We start from the raw sequence: 11920 nt of genomic DNA on the forward strand, positions 1-11920 counted from the left end.
GCCCATTTTGAGCGATACAAATACAACTAATTCACCAGATAAAGTTCTGTATTGTTCTTTTTGTGGCAAGAGTCAGCACGAAGTAAAAAAACTTATTGCTGGTCCATCTGTTTTTATCTGTGATGAGTGCATAGATCTTTGCACCGATATTATTCAAGAAGAGATTGCCAAGCTTCCAAAGGAAGAGGGCGATGACTCCTTGCCAACGCCGCATCAGATTCGAGAGAATTTAGATCAGTATGTCATCGGTCAAGATCACGCTAAAAAGACTTTAGCTGTAGCGGTCTACAACCACTACAAACGCTTGCAGTATTTGCCCAAGCCAAAAAAAGAGAAGCTAGATAAAGACGGTAAGCCGTTAGAGGGCTCAGATAAAAAAGGGTCTAAGGTTCCGGCTAAGGCAATGGTGGATGGTGTAGAACTTGCTAAGAGCAATATCCTATTAATCGGACCCACTGGTTCAGGCAAGACTCTTTTAGCTCAGACTCTAGCACGCATGTTGGACGTACCATTTGTGATGGCTGATGCAACCACCTTAACTGAAGCTGGTTATGTTGGTGAAGACGTTGAAAATATTATTCAAAAGCTTTTGCAAGCTTGTGACTACAACGTAGAAAAAGCGCAACGCGGCATTGTTTACATTGATGAGATCGATAAGATTTCTCGTAAATCCGATAACCCATCTATTACTCGCGATGTATCCGGTGAAGGTGTTCAACAAGCATTGCTAAAGCTTGTTGAGGGCACCATGGCTTCTGTTCCGCCACAAGGTGGTCGTAAGCATCCCAATCAAGATTTCTTACAAGTAGATACAACGAATATTTTGTTTATTTGCGGTGGCGCTTTTGATGGTCTTGAAAAAGTCATTCAACAGCGTACTGCTAAAACCGGCATCGGTTTTAATGCCACCGTTCCAGGTAAAGATGATCGCGGTGTAAGCGACCTCTTGATCGAAGTGGAGCCGGAAGACTTAATTAAGTTTGGTTTGATTCCTGAATTAATTGGTCGTCTGCCCGTTGTGGCTACCTTGGCCCAATTGGATGAAGAGGCTTTAATTCAAATTCTGACTGAGCCTAAAAACGCTTTAGTTAAGCAATATCAAGCACTCCTGACCATGGAAGGTTCTGAGCTTGAGGTACGTCGTGAGGCCTTATCAGCCATTGCTAAGAAGGCAATTGCGCGTAAAACAGGTGCTCGCGGACTCAGATCCATCCTTGAAGGTTCTTTAATGGATGTGATGTATGACCTGCCATCTTTAAAGAATGTCCAAAAAGTCGTTATCGACGAAAGCAGCATTGCTGAGGGTGGAAAACCACTTTTGGTATACAAACAAGACGCCGAACAAGCAGATTTGAGTAAAAAAGCCTAAATTCTTAGGGTTTTCGCTATTTTTCGGGCATTTTTGCCTCTTTTTTGTCTTTTTACCCCTTGTTTTTCTCTAAAGCCTACCCATATAGGTAGTATGCTACTCATAAATAATGTCTCTATTTAGTGGTTGTTTAATAGCGATCACCATTAAAGACTTTTGAGGATTGATTACTTTGGAGGATTTGCCCCATGCCTGGCCACTTATTACTACCCTCTGAACCCATTCAACTACCTTTACTCCCATTAAGGGACGTAGTTGTATTTCCTCATATGGTGATCCCTTTGTTTGTGGGTCGCCCTAAATCCATTAAAGCCCTCGAAGCTGCTATGGAAACTGGCAAAAATGTCCTTTTAGTGGCTCAAAAAGCGGCCGCTAAGGATGAGCCTGTTATTGAAGATCTGTATGAGGTTGGCTGTATTGCCAACATTTTGCAAATGTTGAAATTGCCTGATGGCACTGTCAAAGTATTGGTTGAAGGTGTTCAGCGTGCTGAAGTGAGTCAAATTGAAGATAGCCTTGGCTACTTCAATTGTGAAGCAACACCAACAGCCATTAACGCTATCGATGCGCATGAAACAGAAGCATTACGTCGCGCAATCATGGCTCAGTTCGATCAATACGTAAAACTCAACAAAAAGGTACCTCAGGAGATCCTGTCTTCATTAGGTGGGATCGATGATCCAAGCCGCTTAGCCGACACCATTTGCGCACACTTACCAGTAAAGCTTGAGCAGAAACAGCGCTTGCTTGAAATGACTGATGTTGTCCAGCGCTTAGAAAGCTTGTTAGCTGATCTCGAAAGTGAGATTGATATTCTTCAGGTAGAGAAACGTATTCGTGGACGTGTAAAGCGTCAGATGGAAAAGAGTCAACGCGAGTACTACTTGAATGAGCAAGTTAAAGCAATTCAGAAAGAATTAGGTGAAGGCGAAGAGGGTGCTGATCTAGAAGAACTAGAGAAGCGCATTAAAGCTGCACGTATGCCTAAGGAGGCTTTGAAAAAAGCAGAATCCGAACTCAAGAAGTTAAAATTAATGTCACCCATGTCTGCTGAGGCAACGGTTATCCGTAACTTTATCGACACGCTGGTGAATTTGCCTTGGAAGAAAAAAACCAAGATTAATAATGACCTCACCAATGCTGAAAAAGTATTGGATGAAGATCACTACGGTTTGGACAAGGTTAAAGAGCGTATCTTGGAGTACCTTGCAGTTCAACAACGAGTTGATCGTGTAAAGGCGCCGATACTTTGCTTGGTGGGCCCTCCAGGCGTTGGTAAAACTTCGCTTGGTCAATCCATTGCACGCGCCACGAACAGAAAGTTTGTGCGCATGGCTTTAGGTGGAGTCCGTGATGAATCCGAGATTCGTGGTCATCGCAGAACTTACATTGGTTCAATGCCTGGCAAAATTCTGACAAGCCTTACTAAGGTTGGTGTTCGTAATCCTTTGTTCCTCTTGGATGAAGTTGACAAGATGGGCATGGATTTCCGCGGAGATCCGGCTAGTGCCTTGTTGGAGGTTTTGGATCCAGAGCAAAACCATACATTCCAAGATCACTATGTTGAGGTAGATTTTGACCTCTCTGATGTTATGTTTGTGGCGACCTCGAATTCATTGAATATTCCAGGTCCTCTATTGGATCGTCTAGAAATTATTCGTTTGGCTGGTTATACGGAGGATGAAAAAACTAGTATTGCCGTTAATTACTTGATTCCTAAACAAATCAAAAATAATGGCTTGAAAAAAGACGAACTCAAGATTGAAGATAGTGCCGTGCGGAATATGATTCGCTACTACACACGCGAAGCTGGTGTACGTTCTTTAGAGCGTGAAATTAGCAAGATCTGCCGTAAGGTAGTCAAGCTCTTGCTCTTGAAAAAAGAGGCGGCTCCAGTTGTTGTGAATGCGGATAACTTAGAGAAGTTCCTTTCAGTTCGCATGTATGACTTTGGTTTAGCTGGCAAAGAAAATCAAGTCGGTCAAGTCACTGGTTTGGCTTGGACTGAGGTGGGAGGTGATTTGCTCACCATTGAAGCTGCTGTAATGCCTGGTAAAGGGGTTATTACTCGCACTGGCTCTATAGGTGATGTAATGAAAGAATCAGTGGAGGCGGCTCGAACTGTTGTTCGTTCTAGAGCTAAGCGCCTAGGTATTGCCGATGAGTCTTTTGAGAAGAAGGATATTCATATCCACTTCCCTGATGGCGCAACACCTAAGGATGGTCCATCTGCAGGTATCGCAATCACAACAGCCTTGGTTTCAGTATTTACTGGCATTCCGATTCGATCGGATGTTGCCATGACTGGCGAAATTACTTTGCGCGGAGAAGTGCTTCCAATTGGTGGCTTGAAAGAAAAACTCTTGGCTGCCCATCGCGGGGGTATTAAGCTGGCCTTGATTCCGGAGGAGAACGTAAAAGATCTCATCGACATTCCAGATAATGTTAAAAATGCAATTGAGATAGTTCCCGTTCGCTGGATCGATAAAGTGCTGGAGTTGGCACTAGAGCGCATGCCAGAAGCGTTGCCAGACCCTACGCCGGAAGAGCTTGCTAAAAAGGCAGCAGAGGCCAGCAAGGCAAACGACAAGGGCGCAGCTGCAGACGTTCTTAAGCACTGAAAATAGGGCGGTTTTCCGTTAAATTGATCCTATCATTTGAAGTCGATTTAGCGGAAATTTCCCCCGAAATCCACGCATAGGTTACAATCTTACCTTGTAATATTTTGGGGCGCTTAGCTCAGTTGGTAGAGCGTCTGCCTTACACGCAGAATGTCGGGAGTTCGAGCCTCTCAGCGCCCACCAAATTATTACCATCATTACCTCTTCTAAGCCTGCTCAGGCGTTTCAATACCAAGCTCATTACCCGAGTACACTCCTAGTATTCATATTTTTTACTAGCGAACTTTTTCATGTTTGATACCGTCCGTAAACACCAGCGAATTCTGCAATTTGTATTAATGCTTTTGATTGTTCCGTCATTTGCTTTTTTTGGCATCTCAAGCTATTCCAGCTTTTTAGACAAAGAGACGGATCTAGTCAAAATCAACGGCAAGCCCATTACTGCTCAAGAGGTAGATACAGCAGCTAAACGCCAAGCAGAACGAGTAGGTGGTAATGCGCAGATTGCTCAAAGCCTCCAATTTAGACAGGCTATATTGAATGAGTTGCTGCAACAACGAATTTTAGGTTTTGCTGTTGGTGATCTTCGTTTGCAAGTAGGCAAAGAGGCTCTGGTTAAAAGCTTACAAAATATTCCACAGATTCGCGCTCTGTATAAGCAAGATGGTAGTTTTGATGACGCTCGTTTCAAGCAATTGCTAGCAAGCAATGGAATGAATGAAGAGCAGTTTTACGCTAGCCAAGCATTTGATTTAAAGATTGGTCAGCTGGTGAACTCAGTGGCGCGCACTGAAATCGGTAGCCCTAAATTATCTGAAATTATCTCAACTCTATATGAGACGGAGCGTCAAGTGCAAGCGATGTCTTTTGATGCCAAGGATTACCTATCCAAAGTAAATCCTTCGCAAGAGGAGTTGCAAGCCTTTTATACCGCAAATGCCAAGCTGTTTGAGAGTCCTGAGTATGTGGATGTTGAGTACATTGTTCTTAAAGCCGATCCAAAGGAAGATGCTAAGGTATTTAGTGAAAAGGCTGATCAGTTTGCCAACATGACTTATGACCAATCAGATAGTCTTAAGCCGGCCGCAGATAAATTGAAGCTGAATGTTCAAATTCAAAAGGGCGTAACCCGCTCTGGCGCCTCTGGTGTTGCAAAGGATCACCCGCTAGCCAATCCAAAGGTTGTTCAATCTCTCTTTGGTGATGAGGCCGTTAAGAACAAACGCAATACTGAAGCAGTGCAAACATCCCCAGGCGTATTTGTTTCTGCTCGAGTAGTAACTTTTCATCCTGCGCAAACGCTTCCATACAAAGATGTTGCTGCGGAAGTGAAGCGTCAAGTGAGTCAGCGTTTGGCTGAGAAGCTGGCAATTAATGCCGCTGCCGATCGTTATGCTGCATTAGAAAAGGATCCTAAAAGCGCATCAGGTTTTGCTAGCCCAGTTTGGGTTTCCAGAAATAAACCAGCTAATTTAGTTGGTGGTGCGCTTGATCAGATAATGTCCATTAGCCAAGATAAATTCCCGGCCCTCGTATCAGTTAGCAACCCTGGCGTTGGAGCCACCCTGTATCGTGTTGATCAAGTTCGTCAACCAACTGTTGTTGATGCCAAAGTTCATAAAGCACAAGCCCAACAAATCCAGGCTTTAGCAGCCCAGTCTGAGTTTGCAGGATTCATGGCTTACTGGAGGGATGTTGCTGGAGTGAAAGTAATCAATCCACTGAAGCCAATGTCATCTGGTTCCGGAAGCTAAGCTAGCTACCTTTAAGCATTGTTTGATATGGGGTCATAGCGCCCCATACGTTTTTAAAGAGAATGGTTTGTGCTTTTTCATTTGGATGAATGCGGTCAGCTTGGAATAGGCTGATATCGGATGCAACTCCACTTAAAAAGAAGGGGAGTAATTGCACTTTCTCTTGAGCCGCTAGTTTTGCATAAAGATCCTTAAATTCCCGGGTGTATTCTTGACCATAGTTTGGTGGAATCTGCATTCCGAATAGAAGTACTTTTGCCCCAGCTTGTTTACTCATTTGAATCATCTTGCGCAAATTCTTACTGGATTCTTGGATGGACAAACCGCGCAAGGCGTCATTTGCGCCTAGTTCAAGAAACACAATGCCAGGCTTTTTTTGCTCCAGCAGCTTGGGAAGTCGGGAAAGACCGCCAGAGCTTGTTTCCCCGCTGATGCTGGCATTAAACACATTCCATGGGCTGCTTTGTTTTTGAAGCTGCTCTTCCAATAGCTTGACCCAGCCAGATCCACGGACGAGACCGTATTCTGCAGACAGGCTATCACCCATCACCAAAATGGTCTGGTTTGTCTGAGCTAAGGTGCCAAATGAAATAAACAGGCAAAATAGAGCAATAGCCGACGTTAGGGCTTTCATTTTTTTACTCAAGAAGCTCAACCCAATATATCGATTCATTTATGAGTAATCCAGTAAAGGTCCTTAGTGCGATACATCTAGGTAAACAAGTTTTATCTAGCGACGGATCGTTAACTATTTTGCACGACATTAGCTTCGATGTCTTTCAAGGCGAGAGTGTTGCCATTACAGGAGCGTCGGGTTCCGGTAAGAGCACCTTACTCAGTCTTTTGGCTGGATTAGATATTCCTTCTAGCGGTTGCGTTGAGCTGGTATCACAAAACCTAAGTGAATTGGATGAGGATGGTAGGGCGCTTTTGAGGGGCCAAAAAGTAGGGTTTGTATTTCAATCATTTCAATTACTTTCACATCTAACGGCACTTGAAAATGTAATGCTGCCTGCCGAGCTCAATGGCTTGGATATGCCCAAGGAAAATGCCCTGCATTGGCTGGGGCAAGTAGGCTTACGGGAGCGCGCTAACCATTTCCCTAAGACCCTATCAGGCGGAGAGCAGCAACGTGTTGCGTTGGCAAGGGCTTTCATCATGAAGCCCGCCATCTTATTTGCGGATGAGCCAACTGGCAGCCTGGACGAGGCCAGCGGAAATAGGGTGATTGAGCTCCTTTTTGAGCTAAATCAGGCTAATAATTCAACCCTTATTTTGGTTACCCACGACCAGGCCTTGGCTGATCGGTGCCAGCGGCAACTGCACCTTCAGGGCGGTCGCTTGCTGTAGGCAAAACCTTATAATCTAGGGATGTCTTTTTTCCACTTTTTGCCCGGCGCTGACGCGCTTTCCCCCTTCCGCCAACAACGACTTTTAGCGTCTTTGGCTGCTCAAGGGGTTGATCTTGAGTCTATAGAGGCTCAATACCTTCATTTTATTTGGTCTGAGGCAGAGTTAGGCTCCAAGAATCAGGAAGTCATGGCAAGTCTATTGACCTACGGTCAGCCTTTTCAATCCAAAATAAACCCAGGTAAATCCTTGTTTAGAAAAGGTAAAGCAGAGGACCAATCTGCGATTGTTATTCCTAGGTTTGGAACTGTTTCACCTTGGGCTAGTAAGGCAACTGATATTGCTCGTCAATGCGGATTGGATGTTCTGCGACTTGAGCGCGGTGTTCAGTTTTCATGGAAGAGCAAAAAGACTCTAACTCCAGAGCAAAAACAATTGGTGTTGGCTGCGGTCCACGACAGAATGACTGAAGCGGTTATCGATTCAACCGATGCGGCTAATGCTTTGTATCAATCTTTAGAGGACAAGCCTTTAGCACGCATTCCAGTAATGACTGAGGGCAGAGCAGCTCTTGATAAGGCAAATCAAGATTTAGGTCTTGCCTTATCGGATGATGAAGTTGTTTACCTTGTAGAAAGTTTTACTCGTCTTCAACGCAACCCATCTGATGTTGAGTTGATTATGTTTGCTCAGGCAAATAGCGAGCATTGCCGTCACAAGATCTTTAATTCAAGCTGGACAATTGATGGCGATGATCAAGAACGCTCATTGTTCGCCATGATTCGCAACACTCATCAGCTACATCCAGAGGGTACGATTGTTGCCTACTCCGATAACTCTGCAGTAATGGCTGGATGTGAGGCAGAGACTTGGGCTCCCCAGGGTGCAGATCATCGCTATCAAAAAGATACGCGTTTAGTTCATACCTTAATGAAGGTTGAAACTCATAATCACCCCACAGCCATTGCGCCATTTCCTGGTGCTTCTACTGGTGCTGGTGGAGAGATACGCGATGAGGGTGCAACTGGTGTTGGTGGTCGCCCTAAAGCAGGTCTTACAGGATTCTCTGTCTCTAATTTAAATATTCCAGGTACAGATCTTCCATGGGAAGCTGAGAAATATGGCAAGCCAGAACGCATTGCAACACCATTGCAAATTATGATTGATGGCCCCTTAGGTGGCGCTGCATTTAATAATGAGTTTGGTAGACCAATCTTAGGTGGATATTTCCGTGTATTTGAGCAGACCTTAGATGGAACTCGTCGCGGTTATCACAAGCCCATCATGATTGCAGGTGGTATTGGTAGCATCGACTCAATTCATACTGAGAAAAAAGCAATTCAAGCAGGGCATTTACTTATTCAACTCGGCGGACCTGGAATGCGTATTGGTATGGGCGGAGCTACTGGTAGCTCTGTTTCAACAGGCACGAATACTGCAGATCTGGATTTTGATTCTGTGCAACGCGGTAATCCAGAAATGGAACGTAGAGCACAAGAAGTAATCAATGCTTGTCGTGCGCTTGGCGATCGCAATCCGATTGTTTCCATTCATGATGTCGGTGCAGGCGGATTATCAAACGCCTTCCCAGAATTAGCCGATGGCGCTGGCCTAGGGGCTGCTTTTAAACTCCGAAACGTGCCCCTTGAAGAAAGTGGCATGAGTCCTGCGGAGATTTGGTGCAACGAGTCTCAAGAGCGATATGTTTTAGCAATTGAAGCGAAAGATTTAGATTTATTTAAATCATTTTGCGAGCGTGAGCGCTGTCCATTTGCCGTTGTTGGAGAAGCAACTTCTGAGCGTCAGTTAACACTGAGTGATTCTAAGCAGGCTGCCGGCTCAGACGCTGCTTCACCAATTGATATGCCGATGGAGGTATTGCTAGGCAAGCCTCCGAAGATGCATCGAGACGTCAAACGTGTTGCGCAAGAGTTTAAAGAGCTAGACGTAACCGATGCTGATCTAGCCCAATCTATTGCTTGGGTATTACAGCAACCAACGGTTGCTAGTAAATCTTTCTTAATTACGATTGGCGATAGAACTGTTGGCGGTCTTAATGCTCGTGATCAGTTTGTCGGTCCATGGCAGGTTCCTGTCGCTGACTGTGCCGTCACTATGATGGATTACAAGGGCTATCGTGGCGAAGCGATGTCCATGGGAGAAAGAACTCCATTGGCGGTTATCGATGCTCCCGCAGCAGCCCGTATGGCTGTTGGTGAGGCCGTTACAAACCTTTTGGCTGCAGATATTGCAAATCTTCAGGGTGTGAAACTCTCGGCAAACTGGATGGCAGCATGTGGAGCTCCGGGTGAAGATGCCAAGCTTTATGACTCAGTTAAAGCTATTGGTATGGAGTTGTGTCCCGCTCTTGGAATCTCCATTCCAGTAGGAAAAGATTCCTTATCGATGTCCACTGCATGGCAAGATGGTAATGAGGCTAAAAAAGTAGTTGCTCCAGTCTCCTTGATTATTTCTGCATTTTCATCAGTGCAGGATGTTCGCAAGACATCAACTCCACTTCTGCGCTTAAAAGATCAAGCCGGATCTCCTTTGGAGACAGAGCTTATTTTGATTGATTTAGGTCGCGGTAAAAATCGCATGGCTGGAAGTATCTTGGCTCAAGTCCTAGACCAGTCAGGGAAAACGGCTCCGGATGTTGATCACCCAGAAGACCTCAAATCTTTAGCCTCTGCAATCATCGCGCTCCGTAAAGAAGGCAAGCTGTTGGCCTATCACGACCGTTCTGACGGCGGATTACTTGCATGCGTTGCAGAGATGGCTTTTGCTTCACATTGCGGCATTTCTATGAACGTCGATATGATTGCCATGGATGCAGGGCAGGAGCCAGATTACGGTGATGCTAAAAACTGGGCGCAACAGGTTTCAGGCCGCCGCCATGAGCAAACTATGCGCGCTTTATTCAATGAAGAACTTGGTGCTGTTATTCAAGTTCGAAAAGAAGATCGTGACGCTGTATTTGCCACTCTCAGAAAATTAGGTCTCAGCGCTTTTAGCCATGTTATTGGTAAGCCAAATACCAACGGTCGTATTGAGATCTGGCGTGATGCCAAGAATATTTTTGCCGAGCCACGAGAAGTGCTGCAAAAAATGTGGGCTAACACTAGTTACCAGATTGCGCGCTTACGCGACAATCCAGCATGTGCCGATAGCGAATTTGCGCTCTTAGATAATATCGCGGACCCAGGCATGAGCCCGAAGCTCACTTTTGATCCATCAGAAGATGTCGCAGCACCTTTTATTGCTAAAAATGCGCGTCCAAAGGTCGCCATTTTGCGAGAGCAGGGTGTGAATTCACATGTAGAAATGGCTTACTCGGTTAACTGGGCTGGATTTGATAGCTATGACGTCCATATGTCCGACTTGCTTAGCGGCAAAGCAAAGCTTGAGGACTTTAGAGGTTTAATTGCTTGCGGTGGCTTTAGTTATGGTGATGTGCTGGGCGCTGGCGAAGGATGGGCGAAAACTATTCTCTTTAATCAACAGCTACGCGATCAGTTCTCTGCATTCTTTAATCGCCAGGATAGCTTTGCATTAGGCGTCTGTAATGGTTGCCAAATGATGAGCAATCTCTCCGGAATTATTCCGGGTGCTGAAGCATGGCCTAAATTTACTCGCAACCAATCCGAGCAGTATGAAGCTCGCTTGGTGATGGCAGAAGTCATGGCATCTCCATCGATCTTTACTCAAGGCATGGAAGGCAGTCAAATTCCAATTGCGATTGCACATGGTGAGGGTTATGCAAACTTTAGCCAACAAGGTAATCTTGAGCAGATTCAAAAGCAGGGATTAGCTTCTTTCCGGTTTGTAGATCATCAAGGTATTCCTACGGAAACGTATCCAATGAATCCCAATGGATCTCCCGGCGGCTTAACAGGCGTTACGACAGCAGATGGGCGCTTCATGGTCATGATGCCGCATCCAGAGCGTGTCTTTAGGGCTGTGCAGATGAGTTGGTGTCCACCAGAGTGGTTAGATACCCCTGATGGCGCTAGCCCATGGTTACGCCTTTTCCGCAATGCACGACGTTGGGCTAAATAATCTTTCTATAGATGGAACCGGTTACATTTTCTGAAAGTGGCGGCATCCGCTATCTTCACTTTGGTACAGAATTGATTCAAGGGGCAATGCGCTTGCGCGACCCTGATGAGATTTACCTTGAGTACAACCAGCAGATGATGGCCTGGTTATTGTTTTTGGAGACTAAACCTGGGATGCGGATTGCTCAATTAGGTTTGGGTACTGGTGCATTGACCAAATTTCAGCATCGTTATTGCCCAGCAGTGAAGACTACGGTTGTTGAGCTCAATCCTGCAGTTATCGTTTCGGCTAGATCGATGTTTTTTACGCCTGATGACGATCGTAAATTAGAAACACTTCAAACTGATGCAAAACAGTTTGTGAAAGTTAAGAAATATAAAGGTCTGTTTGATGCCGTCCAAGTTGATTTATATGATGCAATATGTGATGGCCCAGCGGCAAGTTCCCTAGAATTTTATAAAGGTTGCTTCAATATCCTTAAGGGACCAGGTGTAATGACTGTGAATTTATTTTCACGTCATAAAAGTTTTGAAGTGAATCTAAAGAACATATGCGAAGCATTTGATAATAGGGTTCTGTTATTTCCCGAATCTCACGATTGCAATGTCGTTGCCATCGCTTTCAAGGGCCCTAAACTTGAGGCTGAATGGAAAGATGTCTCAAAGCGAGCTAAATTGATTCTTGAGAAAACTGGGTTACCTACCAATAAGTGGGTTTCCGGCATCAGTCGCGAGAATGCACGCCAAGAATCAAAGCTTTCTATTTAA

The 11920-nt window shown here is 45.1% G+C and carries 7 protein-coding genes and 1 tRNA gene; 7 read left to right on the forward strand and 1 reads right to left on the reverse strand.

Translation table 11 applies throughout. The features are described 5' to 3' along the window. Positions 1-7 precede the first annotated feature (7 nt). The 4 genes from clpX (at position 8) to JaK3_RS07295 (ending at position 5744) form a co-directional block, all read left to right on the forward strand. Entirely contained in the window at positions 8-1369 is a 1362-nt protein-coding gene (gene clpX / locus JaK3_RS07280; RefSeq protein WP_068322828.1) for an ATP-dependent Clp protease ATP-binding subunit ClpX, read from the forward strand. Between the two features lie 188 nt (positions 1370-1557). After that, positions 1558-3990: an endopeptidase La gene (gene lon, locus JaK3_RS07285; protein ID WP_068322830.1), complete on the forward strand. Its 2433-nt coding sequence runs from the start codon at positions 1558-1560 to the stop codon at positions 3988-3990. 107 nt (positions 3991-4097) lie between these two features. After that, a tRNA-Val gene (locus tag JaK3_RS07290) sits at positions 4098-4173 on the forward strand. A gap of 107 nt (positions 4174-4280) precedes the next feature. Further along, complete coding sequence (locus JaK3_RS07295) at positions 4281-5744, forward strand: peptidylprolyl isomerase (RefSeq protein WP_068322834.1); 1464 nt, start codon at positions 4281-4283, stop codon at positions 5742-5744. Position 5745: 1 nt separating this feature from the next. On the opposite strand, the gene JaK3_RS07300 is transcribed toward JaK3_RS07295, so the two are convergent. After that, on the reverse strand, positions 5746-6417 hold the full coding sequence (locus JaK3_RS07300) for an arylesterase (RefSeq protein ID WP_082786400.1): 672 nt from the start codon (positions 6415-6417) through the stop codon (positions 5746-5748). A 2-nt stretch (positions 6418-6419) separates the two neighbouring features. On the opposite strand from JaK3_RS07300, the gene JaK3_RS07305 reads away from it, so the two are divergent. The 3 genes from JaK3_RS07305 to JaK3_RS07315 are packed head-to-tail and all read left to right on the forward strand — an operon-like array spanning position 6420 to position 11920. Next, the gene (locus tag JaK3_RS07305) at positions 6420-7094 is read left to right on the forward strand and encodes an ABC transporter ATP-binding protein (protein ID WP_068322837.1); all 675 of its coding nucleotides are present in this window, start codon (positions 6420-6422) and stop codon (positions 7092-7094) included. Positions 7095-7115: 21 nt separating this feature from the next. Beyond that, complete coding sequence (gene purL, locus JaK3_RS07310; protein ID WP_068322840.1) at positions 7116-11153, forward strand: phosphoribosylformylglycinamidine synthase; 4038 nt, start codon at positions 7116-7118, stop codon at positions 11151-11153. An 11-nt stretch (positions 11154-11164) separates the two neighbouring features. After that, positions 11165-11920, forward strand: coding sequence for a spermine/spermidine synthase domain-containing protein (locus JaK3_RS07315; protein WP_068322843.1), 756 nt, complete (start codon positions 11165-11167; stop codon positions 11918-11920).

Source organism: Polynucleobacter yangtzensis (assembly GCF_001595965.1).
In the GTDB taxonomy this organism is placed as follows: Bacteria; Pseudomonadota; Gammaproteobacteria; order Burkholderiales; family Burkholderiaceae; genus Polynucleobacter; species Polynucleobacter yangtzensis.